This is a genomic window from Proteus vulgaris (assembly GCF_011045815.1).
GTDB lineage: Bacteria > Pseudomonadota > Gammaproteobacteria > Enterobacterales > Enterobacteriaceae > Proteus > Proteus vulgaris_B.
In genome coordinates this window covers 2,522,377-2,537,901 of the sequence record NZ_CP047344.1, presented here as the reverse complement: position 1 = coordinate 2,537,901, position 15,525 = coordinate 2,522,377, and the positions used below count along the sequence as shown (strand labels likewise).

Here is a 15,525-nt window from a genome sequence, read left to right as displayed (position 1 = left end):
GACAAATGTCCAACAGTTTAATTAATACAGCGATGAGCGGACTTAATGCGGCACAAGCTGCGATGAGCACTGTAAGTAATAACATCGCTAACCAAAATGTAAAATGGTACAACCGTCAAATGACTGTTTTTAATGAAAACAGCGGCACAATGACCGGTAATGGTTATATCGGTAATGGTGTTAATGTTAGCCGTATTCATCGTGAGTATAACGAATTTCTTGCCGGTCAAATGAACCGTGCAATGTCAAAACAAAGCGCACTTAATAGTTATACCCAAAATATCTCACAAATTAATGATTTGTTAGCAGATAAAGGGAATGATGTTTCGAGTGCTATTGACGAATTTTTTACAAGCTTACCAAACGTAACCAATAACGCAGAAGACAACCCTGCGCGTACAACGGTAATTGGTAAAGCGGAAGCAATGGTCAATATGTTTGCTAAAGCAGACCAATCATTGCGTGATCTAGAAAAAGATATTAATAGTCAGGTGACAAATACCTCTAAAAATATCAATGAATATACAAAACAGATCGCAAAACTAAATAACGAAATTAGTCGTTCTAAAGGCTTCAATGGCGCTGATCCTAACGACTTATTAGACCAACGTGATCGTTTAATTCAAGAGCTAAACACACTGGTTGATGTTCAAGTCACTCAACAGGATGGTGGTTTTGTTAACGTCACGTTTGCTAATGGTTTGCCATTAGTATCTGGTACTCGCTCTTATGAAGTTTCTGCTATTCCATCAAGTAAAAATAGCGAACGCCTTGTTATTGGTTATAGCAACGGTATTGATGACGTTCGTGAAGTGGATGCAAAACGTATTAACGGTGGCGAACTTGGCGGTGCTTACCGTAGCCGTGAAGAAGTGTTAGATCCAAGCCGTAACCAATTAAATCAATTAGCGTTAGTGTTAGGTGATCAATTTAATAAACAACACGAACAAGGTTTTGATTTAGATGGTAAAAAAGGTGAGAAATTCTTCGACCTTGGTGGCGCCCATGTAATGCCTAATGGTAAGAATAAAGGTGATGCAACCTTTGATGTGAAATATACCGATACCAAAGAAGTGAAAGCAGCTGATTATACTGTTAAATATGATGGTAGTAAGTGGAATGTTACGGTAGAGCCTGGCGGTCGTAAAGTTGATGCTAAAGTAAGTGCGACAGGCGAATTAGAATTTGAAGGCATGAGTATCAAAATCAATGGTGCTGCACAAAAAGACGATTCTATTATTGTTCAATCTGTAGGTAATGTGATTGCAGGTATGAAAGTTGCAGTCACTGATCCAAGTAAAATTGCTGCTGCGGGTTCATTAAATGCAGATGGTGAAACTGCACCAAGTGATAACGAAAACATGAAAAAACTGTTTGAGTTACCCGATGAAAAAATCATTGACGGCAAAACAACAATTGCAGGTGGCTATGGTTCACTGATCAGTATGGTTGGTAATAAAGTGAATACGGCTCAAGTTGACTTTGATGCCCAGGTTTCTATTACTAAAAGTATTGTCGAACAACAACAGTCTGTTTCTGGTGTGAACTTGGATGAAGAGTACGGTGAGATGTATCGCATTCAAGAATACTACATGGCAAATGCAAAAGTTATTCAAACTGCAAACAGCATGTTTGATGCGATTATGCAAGTTTTCTAAGTAACCCTTCATCAGAATAAGGAATATCACTGTGCGTTTAAGTTCAAATCAAATTTTTAGCCAGCGAGTGGACAATATTACCAGTTCACAAAGCAAATGGATGACTGAAGGAAATAAAATCTCCAGCGGTCGTCGTGTTGAAAAACCATCAGATGATCCAATGGCAGCATCCCAAGCGGTTATGGTGAAACAATCTGAATCTCGTAACCAACAGTATGCAACTGCGCGTGGATTTGCAAAAAACAGCATGTCTTTGCAAATGAGCTTAGCCAGTCAAATGGTTAATATTACAACGAAAATTCAAGAAACACTGGTTGCAGCAGGTAATGATGGGACATTAAGTGATGAAGACCGTTCATCTTTAGCTGACCAATTACAAGGTTTAAAAGATCAATTAGTGGGTATTGGCAACACAAAAGATGGTGTTGGCCGTTATATTTTTGCTGGTTTCCAAACAGATAAACCTCCTTTTGTCGCTGATGCAACAGGTAAAGTCACCTACCAAGGTGGTGATAAGCAAATTACCCAAAAAGTAGATAGCAATATTGAAATGGTCACTAACTTCACAGGGATTGAAACATTACAATCTTCAGGGAGTAAAGGAACCGCACCAGATATTTTTGAAGCATTAGATGGCGCTATTACTGCGTTACAAGAACCGCTAATAGGTAAACCACAAGCTGATCGTGATGCCGCATTAGCAAAAATTGATACAGCGAACCGTGTTAACCGTGCAACCTTAAATAATATTTCTAGTGTTGAAGCGAAGTTAGGCTTACAACTTCAAGAGCTTGATAACTTGGATGATTTAGGTGCGGATACGTCGTTAAGAAATGCAAAACGGTTAAGTGAGCTACGCGATTTAGATTGGACACAAGCAATTTCAGATTATTACCAAGAAGAATCTGTATTACAGGCTTCTTATAAAGTCTTTAACGACATGAAAGATATGTCGATGTTCAAGATGTATCGATAATTTTTATAGTACTGTCTCGCGACATTTTGATATCTCCCCTGGTATTTATTTATCAGGGGTTTTTTTTTATTGTTTATTGGACAGAACAGATAATTTATTTTTTTAATGCTAGAAATAAGGTGTTTTCTTGAGTTGATGAAGCTTTAAAACCATTGTGAAGATAGAACTGTTTTGCATTTTCTGTGAGTGCATGAACCATAATCGCTCTAACACCAATGTTTTCAGCTACATGATGACAACGCAAAACAGCATCTCTTAACAAATCGGCACCAAGACCTTTTCCATGAAAAGTTTTATCAACAGCAAGTCTAGCTAAAATGATCACGGGTATTGGGTCTGGCATATTGTGACGAATATGACTAATTGCTTCAGTATGGTTAACACTGCCTGTTGCTAAAGAATAGTACCCAACAACACGTTTTTTATTTTTTTCACAGACCATAAATGTACGGGATGCACCTAAAAATTGGTTTTTTAAACCTCTTTGTTTTATCCAGTTATCTAATACATTTTCACTACTATAAAAATCAGCCACTTCATGTGAATTTGATAACGGCTCAGGTGCTGTTATTTTTCCCATAATGGTTTTCTCATTAATAACTTTTCAAGAGCAGGGTCAATATCAACCGGCGCATCAATAATTTCTATAAATTCCGCATATTGAGCATCATTTAAATTAAAGGTTCTACGGTCTAAAATGACGTCTTCAGCAGCTTGGCATGCTGTCTCAAGAATAAAGTCAGTACGAGATTTATGGAGAATTTCAGCAGCAGTATCAATAAGTGCGCGTTGTGATCCTTTAGCGCGAATATTGAGTTGTACATCAGCTTTCATATCACGCCTCCTTGTATAGCAATTGATATACATTGGTTGTAGAATAAACAAACAATATTAGCTACAAAAAAGCAGATAAATTTTAATTCGAGGACTGCGATTAAAAATCAGTCGATTTAAATCTCAAGAAACCAACTGATGTAATATTAAAGTGATACGATTAAACGTATCGCTAAAGACGCGCTCTGTAAACACAGGCAATGCAGGCATAATCATTGATAATGCTAACATACCGATAGTCAGTGTCAGAGGGAAACCAACCACAAAGACAGAAAGCTGTGGTGTCATACGGTTTAGAATACCTAATGAAAGGTTAAGTACCAAAAGTAGGGTGATTAATGGCATGGCTAGCATCATACCGTTAATGAATATAGTCCCGCCACTTTGGACTAAAGTTAGAATGGCTAAAGAATTAAATGTTTGATTTTCTATAGGAACTACATAGAACGTATCAACTAATATTGATATTAACCATAAATGGCCATCAAATACCAAAAATAGCAACATTGTTAGCATGTTGAAAATACGTGCCAAAATAGGCATGTTGGGGCCACCTGATGGATCGACGAAAGTGGCGAATGAAAGCCCCATCTGTAAACCAATTACTTCACCAGCATGACGAACAGACGCAAAGGCTAATTGCATTGATAACCCTAAAATCGTGCCAATCAGAATTTGTTGTAATAATACCCAAAAGGCAATAATCGAGAATAGAGGCACGTTGCTTTGTGGTAAACCGGGTGCGACTAATGCGGTTATCAAAAAGGCGAGTGCAATACGGAATTTCTTCGGTATCTGCTTTTCACTAAATAGTGGTGCAGTACTAAACATTGCAAGAATACGCACAAATGGCCAGAAAAAATCACTAATGTAGCCGTTAAGCATTTCACTGGTCAGGGTTATCATTACAATTAACCAATCATTCCAGGAATGCCTGTAAATAAGTTATGCATATAATCGATAAGCAAACTTAGCATCCACGGGCCAGCTACTAAAATAGCCGCTAATACCGCAAGAATTTTAGGGATAAACGATAATGTCATTTCGTTTATCTGTGTTGCTGCTTGAAGCATACTGATCACAAGACCGGTCACAAGCGCTGACAATAAAAGAGGGCCTGCGAGTGATAAAGCGATTTTCATCGCTTCTGTGCCCAGTGCTAAGACGGATTCTGGTGTCATGGATTTACCTCAGCGCTAATTAAAAAAGCTTTGTGCAAGCGAGCCCAGTATTAATTGCCAACCATCAACTAAAACAAAAAGCATAAGTTTAAAAGGCAATGACACTGTTGCAGGGGGCACCATCATCATACCGAGCGCCATTAATACACTGGCAACGACTAAGTCGATGATAAGAAAAGGAATAAAAATCATAAAACCAATTTGAAACGCGGTTTTTAGTTCACTGGTGATATAGGCAGGAACTAGAATACGCATAGGTACGCTTTCTCGTGTTTCAAATGCTGGGGCATCTGCAAGGCGTGCAAATAGAGCTAGATCTGTTTCGCGCGTTTGTTGCATCATAAATTCACGCAGGGGTTTTGAACCATTATCTAACGCTTGTTCAAAGGAGATTTTATCTTCACTAAAAGGCATATAGGCATCTTGATAAATTCTATCAAAAACAGGTGCCATAATGAAAAAGGTCATAAACAACGCTAAACCAAGAACAACTTGGTTTGGTGGTGCTGATGGTGTTCCTAACGCATTACGTAATAATCCTAGTACGATGATAATCCGTGTAAAACTGGTCATCATCAGCAAAACAGCAGGAATAAAGCCTAATGCTGTAATGAAGATTAAGGTTTGTACTGGCAGTGACCAACTTTGACCACCTCCTGGTAATGATTGTGTAATAACACTCGGAAACTGAGCAAACGCACTGGTTGGGAACAAGACTAAAACCAGTACACTAGCGAAGAGACGCCAACGCGTTAATGCGTTAAAAAAAGTGACACACTGATGCATTATGAGTTGCCTTTATCTCGCTTTAGCGTTTTTTGTAATAATTGAGTAAACAATGGCGATGTAGATGATGTTGTCGCTTCCTGCGAGGCTTTTTCAGGGATAGGTAACTTATGCAATAGATTTATCTGCGACGATGTTACCCCTAATACAAGCCATTCCTGTTCAATTTCAACAACAACTACACGTTCTTTTGCACCTAATGAACAACTTGCCTTAACATTAAGTTGGGTTGTTGCTCCTCTTAGTGAGCCACGGGCAAAGCCAAAACGGCGAAATAGCCACATAGCAACAATAATAAGAACAATAATGCCCGCAAGCGCTGTGCTAACTTGAGCAAGGCTTTGGCCTACAGGCAAGGGTTGTGTAGGTGTTTGAACTGTTTGTGTTGTAGCGGGCGCGGTAGTATTTACCGCACCTTGGCTGGAAAAGGAAGGAAGCTGTTCCATAAATTAACGACTCAGACGACGCATACGTTCTGATGGCGTAATAATATCGGTAATACGAATACCGTATTTATCAGAAACAACAACAACTTCGCCTTGAGCAATTAAATAGCCATTGATAAGAATATCAAGAGGCTCACCAGCTAAACCATCCAGTGAAACGACAGAACCTTGAGACAGGCTGAGTAATTTTTTAATGGTCATTTTGGTGCGACCTAACTCTACCGTTAATTTGACAGGAATATCCATGATCAAATTAATATCGGATAGATGATTAAGCGTATCGTCTTCAGGTAAAAGATGTTCAAATAAATCGGAACTATTATCCTGGCTTTTCCCAGTTTGCTGTTCCATTGCATCAGCCCACATATCCTCAGCCGATTGTGAATTATCAGTTGGGCGATTTGCATCACTCATTGGTTTGTTCCTCATCCAGAGCGTTTAAAACAGGGTTAATTAGGTGTTCAACACGAAGGGCATATTGCCCATTTACTGTACCGTATTGGCTTGTTAATACGGGCACACCATCAACATGTGCAATCAATCTTTCTGGTTTATCAATAGGGATAACATCCCCTTTTTTAAGTGTGAGCACTTTTGATAAACGCAGTGGGATGTCAGTAAAGTTTGCGACCAGTTCAAGTTCTGAATGCTGAACCTGGTTGACTAAACTATCTAACCAAACCCCATCTTCTTGACGAACATTTTCAATTGGTGGGTTGATCAGTCGTTCACGTAACGGTTCAATCATGGCAAATGGAATACAAATGCTAAATTCCCCGACCATAGAACCGATCTCTACCTGAAAAGGTGTCGTAACAACAATGTCATTCGGTGATGAGGTGATGTTGGTAAATTTTACCTGCATCTCAGAACGAACATATTCAACTTGAATTTTGAAAATGGAATCCCAAGCATCACGGTAGGCATCAAGTGCCAATTTCAACATTTTGTTGATGATCCGTTGCTCTGTGTTGGTAAATTCACGTCCTTCCACAGGGATTGGAAAACGGCCATCACCACCAAACAGGTTATCTACCGCGATATAAACCAGGTTCGGTTCAAAGGTAAATAACGCGGTTCCTCGTAATGGTTTTAAATGCACCAAGTTAAGATTCGTTGGTACAGGTAAATTACGAGCAAAGTCGTGATAAGGGTGGATTTTAACGCCACCAACAGTAATATCAGGACTCCGACGGAGCATATTAAATAGCCCCATACGGAATTGACGCGCAAAGCGTTCGTTAATAATTTCTAACGACTGTAAACGTTCCCGAACCACACGACGTTGCGTGTTTGGGTCATAAGGCTGAATATCCGGTTCATTCGGATCCTTCGCTATCGCAGGTTCCCTGTTCGCGCTTTTGGCGTCGTCACCTGATGTGTCATCATTCAGCAGAGCATCAATCTCTGCCTGTGAAAGGATATTATCGCTCATAATGATTATCGCAGAATAAACGTGGTAAACAGTACATCGGAGAGGATCTGTTCAGATTCTCCCGGTACGAGAGTCGGTCTCAGCGTTTCTTTTACATCCGTCATTAGCTGGAGTTTTCCATTGTCTGTCGCAAGCTTGTTAGCTTGTTGACGAGAAAGCAGTAATAACAAGCGGCTACGAACTTCAGGTAAATAATCATGTAGACGCTTACGAGTGTCTTCATTATGCAATCTTAGTGTGATCCCTATGTAGAGCACTCTGTCTAAGTGTTCTTCGTCATCAATTAGATTTACCGTAAAGGGCTCTAATGACATAAAAACGGGTGCTGGTATAACTTTTTGCTGACTAGTGCCCGCTGAACCTGATTTAGCATGCTTCAATGCCCACCAACTATATCCACCGAATGCCGCTGCAATAATGGCGATCACCAATAATACGATGATCAGAATTAAGCTATAGCTTTTACGTTCATTGCTGTAATTAGACATGGACAGTTAAATTCCTGTTTTGTAGTGGATACGTGTTCACTGTTGTGGACTTCCATATCCATCTAAATCAACCTTAATTATCCCGCTATTTCTGTTTTTTAATGGCAGAAACAGATAGGGAAAAAACCATTAACTCTTACGTTTATTGACATAGTGTGTCCTCCCAATACATTTGTATTAGGCAAAAATATCAACACCACCACGAGCAGATGCTAATTCTTGAGGCGTAAGGGTTATCTTTTGTAGTGCCGGTTCAGAGGCTAATTGCATTGAATTACCCTCTCTTCCTTGATGATTATCGGCACCATCTCCACTAAATTGAGAGGAATCTGACATATTTTGTTGTTGCCAACCGTCATTAGTGTCGCTAGACACCTGACTTTGCGTGAGCTGGATCCCATTTTCAGAGAGTGCTTGACGCAATTGATGCATGGCATTTTCTAATACAGAACGAACTTGGCCATTTTGTGACGCAAGGTGCAACTGTGCCTGTCCATCTTCTATTTTCATGCGAATATGCAATGAACCTAGCTCTTCAGGATGTAAACGTAATTCAGCTTTCTGTAAACCATTACGGCTAAACATGACAATTTGCTGATTAAGTTGTTGTTGCCACTCAGGGGTACCCACTTGTGCATTTAAAACCTGTGTTGCCATCGGTGAAAATTGCATTTGTGGTTGTGTTGATGAGTGAGCATGACCTGTAATGCCTTGTGAAGCTAAAGAAGGTGAGTGAGTGAGCGTGTTGTGAAGATCGCTTTCTGCAACACGGTTACCCGCTACCATTTGCTGCACAACATTGTCTGCTAATTTTGTATTTGCAGCTTGCTTATCGCCATTTAGCAATGTATTCACTTTTTCTGCTGTTGGCGTTAAAAGTGTTGCGATGCTGTCTACTTTTTTAGTTGAGGGCTTGTCTGTTTGATTCGCGCTGACCAGCGTACTCTCTGTTGCCAATGTTGCAGTTTCAGGACGTAGCTGTGCTAACAGTGACTTTTCATCTGATTTCGATAGATTGAGCTTGTCGGTAAGGTTGAAGTCCGACATATCTACATCTTTTGAAAGTGTGCGTGTCAACGTGGCTAAATCTTCATTGTGCTTAACAGATTGCGGCTGTTGCAATGCGTGAACCAGCGTTTCAGAAGGTAAGTTAAGACGTTTTAAACCCGGTAATCCTGCTAGTTGCACAGGAAGTTCTGCGGCAAGTTCTTCAGCTGACATTAATGAAGAGGCGGTTCTATTTTCAACAATCGCTGCAAATTGTTCATTATCAGGTAATGTAAGCGAGAGTTGAGATGTATCTAGAGAAGGTTCTTTTGTCTCGTTTAACTCAGTGGAAACAGACACAAGCTGACTATCGTCTTCTTTTGTTTTGTCCTCATCTGAGTGTGTTTTATTCTCTTTGGTAGAATGGTTTGCGATATTGGCTGTCTTTTTATCACCCTGTGCTTGCTGGGGTTGAGAACCCAAAAGCTGAGCGAAAGTCGGGGCATTATCACCGGGTTGACTCTGTGTAGCAGATGCTGTTCCCGGGGAGGTTGCAGCGACATCCATGGTCAGAAGCGTTATCTCCATCAAGTTGTTCTCCGTAAAGTACTACGCTGTGCGTACTCGTCCATTTGTTTCTGTTCAATACGATCGAGATGTCGCTTACGGCTATCTTCAGCACGTTGCTCCAAAGTCTCAAATGCATTGAGTCGTTGCTGTTTTTCTCGCCATTGTTCAGTTGCAAGATCAAGTTGCGCCTGCCAATGTTGAAGTTGTTGTTTATGTTGTTCGATAGTCAATTCGAGCGTTTTGAGAAATTGTTGGTAGTTTTGCCACGATGCTGACGACATCCCCCCTAAATTCAACGTTTCGTTTAGACGTACACGGTATTCATCCTGATACCCAATCAACATATTGAGTTGCTGTTCCATTTGTTGATGACTCTGCCGGACCTGAGCCAGTTGAATAGCGGCTTGTTCAGCCGCTGTCTGTGCCAGTTCTCTCAGTGTCACTAAAGGTGACTGCTCCCGCATTGGAACCCTCTTTACTTTCTCTGATTATGTTCAGAATTAGTTTACTGTGATCAGTTGATTAAGTTGCTCACATGCACTTTGATAACTGCATTGCTCTTGGATATCTTGTTGTAAGAACTTTGCGAGAGACGGATAAAGAGCAATGGCTTTATCCAGCATAGGATCACTACCCGCAGCGTAAGCGCCTACATTAATTAAGTCTCGGTTACGTTGATAACTTGATAAAAGCTGTTTAAACATCTGTACACGACGGTAATGTGTTTTATCAATTAACGACGTCATTGCTCGGCTAATAGAGGCTTCAATATCAATAGCAGGGTAGTGCCCTGATTCAGCAAGTGAGCGAGAAAGCACAATATGGCCATCTAAAATGGCGCGTGCGGAGTCTGCAATAGGATCTTGCTGGTCATCACCTTCCGTTAAAACAGTATAAAAAGCCGTGATAGAACCACCCCCATCAACGCCATTACCTGCACGTTCGACCAATGCAGGTAATTTAGCAAAGACAGAAGGTGGATAGCCTTTGGTTGCTGGTGGCTCACCGACAGCAAGGGCAATTTCACGTTGCGCCATACTGTAACGGGTAAGTGAGTCCATAATTAACAAGACATGCTTACCTCTATCGCGAAAATCTTCAGCAATACGTGTGGCATAAGAAGCACCTTGCATACGAAGCAAGGGGGATACGTCAGCGGGCGCGGCAACAACAACAGAACGAGCTAGGCCTTCAGTACCAAGAATATTCTCGATAAAGTCTTTAACTTCACGACCACGTTCACCGATTAAGCCAACAACAATGACATCCGCTTGAGTAAAACGCGCCATCATGCCTAATAGCACACTTTTACCCACACCGGAGCCGGCAAAAAGCCCCATGCGCTGACCGCGACCAACCGTTAATAATGCATTAATTGCACGTACACCCACATCAAGAACATCTGTAATCGGTGTTCGTTGTAATGGGTTGATCGGTGGTGTAATGAGTGGCGCACGATAACCTGTATCTGGTGGTGGTAAACCATCTAAAGGATAACCAGAACCATCTAAAACTCGTCCTAATAACGCATCACCTAGTGGTAATTGGCGACCTTCATTTTCACCACCGGGGGTGGCTTGGGCATAAACACGAGCTCCAGGTGTTAATCCCTCGACTTCCTGTAAAGGCATTAACAACATCTGGCTACCATTAAACCCAACCACTTCACTTTCAACTTCTTCAACTGTTTTGCCAATGGTACGTTCTATTAAACACGTCGAGCCAAGAGGCATAACTAGCCCCTTAGCTTCCATGACTAAACCGGTTGCTCTGGTTAAACGACCATATTGACGCACACGTGGAATTTTATTTAAACGTGCTTCTGCTTCATTGAGTTTTTCTAACCAACGCCCCAATCTTGCTGTCATTACAACGCCTCCGGTGCAGCAAGACGACAAAGCTCATGCCAACGAGTTGCAATCGTGGCATCAAGATCGCCATCATTTGTTACAACACGGCATCCGCCCACATGAATGCTGTTATCGGCAACAACTTTCCAACCATGAGCAGAAAGGGAATCACCCAGCTCTTTTTCAATTTGTGGAATATGTTTTGGATTCACTCGTAACTGTGGATTGCTTGAGAACATTTGTTCTTGTTGCAACATTAAGGTTATTTGTGCAAGCAATGCAGAACCATCACAGACAGAGGGTTGACCCAGAACTTCTTTGGCCGCTGTAAGGGCAATTTGCATTAAGCGTGATGCAATCACACTGTCTAGTCCATTCAGTGAATGTCTAAATTCAGCTAACAACCCTTGCCATTCATTAATTAATGGTGATTGTTGAGCAATGCCTTGGCGAATACCTTCTTCAATACCTGATTGTAATCCAGCCTGATAGCCTTCCTGATAACCCTGGTTTTTCCCTGCCTCAAAGCCTTCAGCGTGGCCCAATTTTTGGGCCTTGTCTTTCATGTCATCAAGCATATTAATTTGCTCAAGGACTTTCTGTTGCTGAACAACTTCTTTTTCCTGTTTTTCGACTTCCTTTTCGTCTTCTGTCGTTTCCTCGACAGTTAATACCCAATCAGTGAGTTCTTTCGGAACCCAAGGCTTCCAGTTAGTATCAGTATGTTTATCAGACATAGGTATCGTCTCCTCCATGAAGAACAACCTCTCCAGTCTCTGCTAATTTGCGTACCACAAGCAGAATTGCTTTCTGCTCTGCTTCCACTTGAGACATACGAACAGGGCCACGAGAATTCAAATCATCACGCATGATTTCAGCAGCACGTTGCGACATATTGTTGAGGAAGTGATCGCGCAGCTCTTGATCGCATCCTTTCAATGCCACAACCAAGGAGTCGGATTCCACTTCCTGTAGAATGCGCTGGATAGAACGGTTGTCGATATCGATAAGGTTTTCGAACAGGAACATTTCGTCGATAATCTTTTGTGCCAATTCGCCGTCGTAATCGCGTACCGCAGTAATGACATTCTCTTCTTGCTGGCTTTTCATCAGGTTGATGATCTCAGCAGCAGTACGAACACCACCCATTTTGCTGCGTTTGAGGTTTTGGCCATCAAGCAGGTTATTCAGTACTTCAGTTAACTCTGCTAATGCTGACGGCTGAACACCACCAAATGTTGCGATACGTAGCATCACGTCATTACGTAATTTCTCATCAAACAGAGCAAGAATATCTGCCGCTTGACCCCGTTTGAGATGAACCAAGATGGTTGCAATAATCTGCGGATGTTCGTCGCGGATAATATCGGCAGCCATTTGTGGTTCCATAAAGTTAAGCGTCTCAATACCCGTTGTTGTTTCACGAGTCTCAGAGATCTCATCTAATAGATTATTTGCGCGTTCTTCACCCAGTGCTTTGACCAGAACAGAGCGTAAGTAATCGTTCGCATTCACATTCAACGCTGCATATTGAACAGCGTCTTCTTCAAAGCTTGCCATAACATCAATCAATTGCTGATTTGAGATATGGCGCATTGATGACATTGCAATACTCAGCTGTTGAACTTCGCGTGTACTTAGATGTTTAAATACTTCCGCCGCCCGGTCTTCACCGAGTGTTAGTAACATAACGGCGCTTTTTTCGGTTCCAGTTAAGTTATTACTCATTGTTCTTTACTCATCCATTGACGAATTACCATTGCGACGACACGAGGATCTTTCTCTGCCATTTCACGGATACGTTGGCTCTGCAATTCGGCACTGACACGTTTACGTGCTTGTTTACGTCTTGCTTCGTCATCTAATTCTGTTTCATCAACATCATCTTTAACTTGTAGCTTCGTTTTCAGCACAGCTTTTTGTGCGGCAATTTCAGCTTCACGGCGTTTTTCAAGCTGTGGTTTCACCAGTTTGCGCCATAAGATCCATGCGATGATGACAAGTAATAACCAGCGACCTAAATCTAATGCTTTCGCAAGAATTTCTGGGTTTTCCCATACAGGAACAGTAATTACTTTCTCTTCAATATCATTGAACTGCGAGTTCACGACACTTAATGAGTCACCACGTTCTTGGGAATAGCCCATCGCTTCACGAACAAGACCTTCAATTTGCTGAATTTGTTCATCAGTAAGCGGAATTTGTTTGGTTTCAACAACAGGCTCTTCACCTTCAGCCGCTTCTTTCGTATCTTCAATCGTTTTATAGTTCACGATGACAGCAACAGAAAGACGTTCGACATTACCCACAGGGCGTTTTATATGACGAATTCGGCGGTCAACTTCATAGTTGGTTGTTTCATCTAAACGGCTATTACTGTTTGGATTACGCGTTAATGTACGATTAGTGCCCGTTGTATTGGCTTCATCTGTTTTCTCACCTTCTTGCGCTTTTGGTGTTTCAATAGGCGCTTGAGGTGGAGCAACAGGTTGATTAGACAATGCCCCTGGAACACCGCCCGCTAACATGCCGCCATTTTGCTCACTTTGGCTCAATTGTTTTGAACGCACAGCAGCTTGATTAGGTGGCTGATTCGGTTTGTACTCTTCAGCGGTTTCTTCGGTATGAGAGAAATCAACTTGAGCAGTTACCTGAGCATGAACATTTCCACGACCCACAATTGGACCAAGTAATGTTTCAATACGTTGTTGGTAGCGGCTTTCTAGCTCTTGAACATATTTTAGTTGAATAGAGTTAAGGTCACGACCTAACGCATCAGGTTGTGTCAATAATTTTCCACTTTGGTCAACGATGGTCACACTGCTATCAGGCATCCCCGCAACACTACTTGCAACGATATGCACGATGGCATTAATTTGACCTTCATCCAGCGCTCTACCCTGTAAAAGACCCACCGTAACGGATGCAGAAGGGGATTTCTGTTCACGAACAAAAAGGGATGGTTTTGGTAGTGCTAAATGAACACGAGCATTTTGTACAGGACCTAATGTCTCGATAGTGCGAGCAAGCTCACCTTCAAGTGCACGTTGATAGTTAATCTGTTCACTAAATTGGCTGATCCCGAACTTTTCTTTATCTAACAGTTCAAAACCGGCAGCACCGCCTTTAGGAAGCCCCGCTTGTGCGAGTTTCAGGCGTAATTCATGAACCTGATTGTCTGGCACCATGATCGCTGCGCCATTTTGTGACAAGCGATAAGGTACGTTCATTTGTGTTAACTGTGTGACAATTTCGCCACCGTCTTTATCGCTAAGATTACTATAAAGCACCTTATAATCAGGGCTTTGTAACCATAAAAATGCAGCAACAAAAATGGCAATTGCCGCCGAGCCCGCAATAATTAGCGGAATTTTCGGATCGGCTTTTATCCGGTTAATAATGGCGTTAAAACCTTTTTTCTGGTTCACAACGTCGGTTTTTTCGGCATTCATAGACAATCCTTGCCTTGTAGTTCGGGATGAATACTAAAAGCGTGGCGTAACAAAACAGACTCCCCTTACGCAAATAAATAAACCTACTCTCAGGTGTCTCATTATTGGCCTTTTGCGTTTCATTTAATGGCGTAATTAGCCCTTAACTTTTGCGTCAATTACTCGCTTTGGAATGAAGCCCCTGTGTTAGGGTATAACTCGGTAAGCGTGTTGGTTCACTTCCTTACTATGACATTGATTCAGTAATTGAATTAGATGATTAACGCAGAGGTTTATATGTCAATTCCAGCTATTGAAAGTGTTCTGGATAAAATGCAAATCCAGACTTTACAAGCATCCAATATTGCAAAACCCCAGCCAGTACAAGCAGGGTTTGCTACTCAGCTTGTTCAAGCTGTAGGTAAAATTAATGAAACCCGAATGAATGCAACCAACAAAGTGCAAGCGTTTACCTTAGGTACACCGGGTGTTGAATTAAACGATGTGATGGTAGATATGCAAAAATCTAGCATCTCATTACAAATGGGCGTGCAAGTGCGTAATAAGCTGGTCGCCGCTTATCAAGAAATAATGTCGATGCAGGTGTAGTGCCTTATCATTTGATAAAGGTGATTTTTCTTTTATATAGCTAATGTATAGCTGTATAAGAAATACCTATTCAAAACAGAATGGGGCATCTCGCTCAACGTCATTGTATAGATGATATAAGCTTGCTCATTATGATAATGAGTGCCCCGATTTGTGTTGGCGTTTCATATTCAGAGATATTCATTTTCCATGAAATATGAATTTGAAACTTTATATCTAGCACTAACGATAATATTTAAAGATTATCAAAGTGTTAGGTTATTAAAAGTTGCTT

Annotated in this window: 18 protein-coding genes; 3 read left to right on the top strand and 15 right to left on the bottom strand. The window is 41.3% G+C overall.

The annotated features are described in order from the left end of the window. The first annotated feature begins 5 nt into the window (after positions 1 to 5). Complete coding sequence (gene flgK / locus GTH24_RS12075) at positions 6 to 1,658, top strand: flagellar hook-associated protein FlgK (protein WP_072068521.1); 1,653 nt, start codon at positions 6 to 8, stop codon at positions 1,656 to 1,658. A gap of 31 nt (positions 1,659 to 1,689) precedes the next feature. Beyond that, positions 1,690 to 2,634, top strand: coding sequence for a flagellar hook-associated protein FlgL (gene flgL, locus GTH24_RS12070; RefSeq protein WP_072068520.1), 945 nt, complete (start codon positions 1,690 to 1,692; stop codon positions 2,632 to 2,634). 94 nt (positions 2,635 to 2,728) lie between these two features. Here flgL and GTH24_RS12065 read toward each other — a convergent pair whose 3' ends face one another. The 15 genes from GTH24_RS12065 to fliF form a co-directional block, all read right to left on the bottom strand. Continuing rightward, positions 2,729 to 3,214, bottom strand: coding sequence for a GNAT family N-acetyltransferase (locus tag GTH24_RS12065; protein ID WP_072068519.1), 486 nt, complete (start codon positions 3,212 to 3,214; stop codon positions 2,729 to 2,731). Then, positions 3,202 to 3,468: a DUF1778 domain-containing protein gene (locus GTH24_RS12060; RefSeq protein WP_072068518.1), complete on the bottom strand. Its 267-nt coding sequence runs from the start codon at positions 3,466 to 3,468 to the stop codon at positions 3,202 to 3,204. Before GTH24_RS12060 ends, GTH24_RS12065 begins: the two co-directional genes overlap by 13 nt. Positions 3,469 to 3,591: 123 nt before the next feature. After that, a complete protein-coding gene (gene fliR / locus GTH24_RS12055; protein ID WP_164526460.1) occupies positions 3,592 to 4,374 on the bottom strand; it encodes a flagellar biosynthetic protein FliR in 783 nt (260 codons plus the stop codon). Positions 4,375 to 4,379: 5 nt separating this feature from the next. After that, a complete protein-coding gene (gene fliQ / locus GTH24_RS12050) occupies positions 4,380 to 4,649 on the bottom strand; it encodes a flagellar biosynthesis protein FliQ (RefSeq protein ID WP_072068516.1) in 270 nt (89 codons plus the stop codon). Between the two features lie 15 nt (positions 4,650 to 4,664). Beyond that, positions 4,665 to 5,435 (bottom strand): flagellar type III secretion system pore protein FliP, encoded by a 771-nt coding sequence (gene fliP / locus GTH24_RS12045; RefSeq protein ID WP_072068515.1) that lies wholly within the window; start codon positions 5,433 to 5,435, stop codon positions 4,665 to 4,667. Continuing rightward, positions 5,435 to 5,881, bottom strand: coding sequence for a flagellar biosynthetic protein FliO (fliO, locus tag GTH24_RS12040; RefSeq protein WP_072068514.1), 447 nt, complete (start codon positions 5,879 to 5,881; stop codon positions 5,435 to 5,437). Before fliO ends, fliP begins: the two co-directional genes overlap by 1 nt. Before the next feature lie 3 nt (positions 5,882 to 5,884). After that, positions 5,885 to 6,295, bottom strand: coding sequence for a flagellar motor switch protein FliN (gene fliN / locus GTH24_RS12035; RefSeq protein WP_006533153.1), 411 nt, complete (start codon positions 6,293 to 6,295; stop codon positions 5,885 to 5,887). Then, positions 6,288 to 7,316, bottom strand: a complete 1,029-nt coding sequence (gene fliM, locus GTH24_RS12030) for a flagellar motor switch protein FliM (RefSeq protein WP_072068513.1) — start codon at positions 7,314 to 7,316, stop codon at positions 6,288 to 6,290. Before fliM ends, fliN begins: the two co-directional genes overlap by 8 nt. Positions 7,317 to 7,321: 5 nt before the next feature. Then, on the bottom strand, positions 7,322 to 7,804 hold the full coding sequence (gene fliL / locus GTH24_RS12025; RefSeq protein ID WP_006533151.1) for a flagellar basal body-associated protein FliL: 483 nt from the start codon (positions 7,802 to 7,804) through the stop codon (positions 7,322 to 7,324). Between the two features lie 177 nt (positions 7,805 to 7,981). Further along, positions 7,982 to 9,379, bottom strand: coding sequence for a flagellar hook-length control protein FliK (locus GTH24_RS12020; protein WP_072068512.1), 1,398 nt, complete (start codon positions 9,377 to 9,379; stop codon positions 7,982 to 7,984). Continuing rightward, entirely contained in the window at positions 9,379 to 9,825 is a 447-nt protein-coding gene (fliJ, locus tag GTH24_RS12015; RefSeq protein WP_006533149.1) for a flagellar export protein FliJ, read from the bottom strand. The genes GTH24_RS12020 and fliJ overlap by 1 nt, the downstream gene beginning before the upstream one ends. Positions 9,826 to 9,861: 36 nt before the next feature. After that, on the bottom strand, positions 9,862 to 11,229 hold the full coding sequence (gene fliI, locus GTH24_RS12010; protein ID WP_072068511.1) for a flagellar protein export ATPase FliI: 1,368 nt from the start codon (positions 11,227 to 11,229) through the stop codon (positions 9,862 to 9,864). Continuing rightward, positions 11,229 to 11,948: a flagellar assembly protein FliH gene (fliH, locus tag GTH24_RS12005; protein ID WP_164526459.1), complete on the bottom strand. Its 720-nt coding sequence runs from the start codon at positions 11,946 to 11,948 to the stop codon at positions 11,229 to 11,231. The genes fliI and fliH overlap by 1 nt, the downstream gene beginning before the upstream one ends. Then, a complete protein-coding gene (fliG, locus tag GTH24_RS12000; protein WP_006533145.1) occupies positions 11,941 to 12,939 on the bottom strand; it encodes a flagellar motor switch protein FliG in 999 nt (332 codons plus the stop codon). The genes fliH and fliG overlap by 8 nt, the downstream gene beginning before the upstream one ends. Further along, complete coding sequence (gene fliF, locus GTH24_RS11995; RefSeq protein WP_072068510.1) at positions 12,936 to 14,663, bottom strand: flagellar basal-body MS-ring/collar protein FliF; 1,728 nt, start codon at positions 14,661 to 14,663, stop codon at positions 12,936 to 12,938. Before fliF ends, fliG begins: the two co-directional genes overlap by 4 nt. Positions 14,664 to 14,939: 276 nt before the next feature. Between fliF and fliE the strand changes: the two genes are divergently transcribed. Continuing rightward, the gene (gene fliE, locus GTH24_RS11990; RefSeq protein WP_072068509.1) at positions 14,940 to 15,251 is read left to right on the top strand and encodes a flagellar hook-basal body complex protein FliE; all 312 of its coding nucleotides are present in this window, start codon (positions 14,940 to 14,942) and stop codon (positions 15,249 to 15,251) included. The last annotated feature ends 274 nt before the right edge of the window (positions 15,252 to 15,525 follow it).

Excerpts from the sequence above, each read along its gene's own strand:
- flgK (WP_072068521.1), top strand. The coding sequence starts at position 6 with ATGTCCAACAGTTTAATTAATACAGCGATGAGCGGACTTAATGCGGCA.
- GTH24_RS12065 (WP_072068519.1), bottom strand. The coding sequence starts at position 3,214 with ATGGGAAAAATAACAGCACCTGAGCCGTTATCAAATTCACATGAAGTG.
- GTH24_RS12060 (WP_072068518.1), bottom strand. The coding sequence starts at position 3,468 with ATGAAAGCTGATGTACAACTCAATATTCGCGCTAAAGGATCACAACGC.
- fliR (WP_164526460.1), bottom strand. The coding sequence starts at position 4,374 with ATGATAACCCTGACCAGTGAAATGCTTAACGGCTACATTAGTGATTTT.
- fliQ (WP_072068516.1), bottom strand. The coding sequence starts at position 4,649 with ATGACACCAGAATCCGTCTTAGCACTGGGCACAGAAGCGATGAAAATC.
- fliP (WP_072068515.1), bottom strand. The coding sequence starts at position 5,435 with ATGCATCAGTGTGTCACTTTTTTTAACGCATTAACGCGTTGGCGTCTC.
- fliO (WP_072068514.1), bottom strand. The coding sequence starts at position 5,881 with ATGGAACAGCTTCCTTCCTTTTCCAGCCAAGGTGCGGTAAATACTACC.
- fliN (WP_006533153.1), bottom strand. The coding sequence starts at position 6,295 with ATGAGTGATGCAAATCGCCCAACTGATAATTCACAATCGGCTGAGGAT.
- fliM (WP_072068513.1), bottom strand. The coding sequence starts at position 7,316 with ATGAGCGATAATATCCTTTCACAGGCAGAGATTGATGCTCTGCTGAAT.
- fliL (WP_006533151.1), bottom strand. The coding sequence starts at position 7,804 with ATGTCTAATTACAGCAATGAACGTAAAAGCTATAGCTTAATTCTGATC.
- GTH24_RS12020 (WP_072068512.1), bottom strand. The coding sequence starts at position 9,379 with ATGGAGATAACGCTTCTGACCATGGATGTCGCTGCAACCTCCCCGGGA.
- fliJ (WP_006533149.1), bottom strand. The coding sequence starts at position 9,825 with ATGCGGGAGCAGTCACCTTTAGTGACACTGAGAGAACTGGCACAGACA.
- fliI (WP_072068511.1), bottom strand. The coding sequence starts at position 11,229 with ATGACAGCAAGATTGGGGCGTTGGTTAGAAAAACTCAATGAAGCAGAA.
- fliH (WP_164526459.1), bottom strand. The coding sequence starts at position 11,948 with ATGTCTGATAAACATACTGATACTAACTGGAAGCCTTGGGTTCCGAAA.
- fliG (WP_006533145.1), bottom strand. The coding sequence starts at position 12,939 with ATGAGTAATAACTTAACTGGAACCGAAAAAAGCGCCGTTATGTTACTA.
- fliF (WP_072068510.1), bottom strand. The coding sequence starts at position 14,663 with ATGAATGCCGAAAAAACCGACGTTGTGAACCAGAAAAAAGGTTTTAAC.
- fliE (WP_072068509.1), top strand. The coding sequence starts at position 14,940 with ATGTCAATTCCAGCTATTGAAAGTGTTCTGGATAAAATGCAAATCCAG.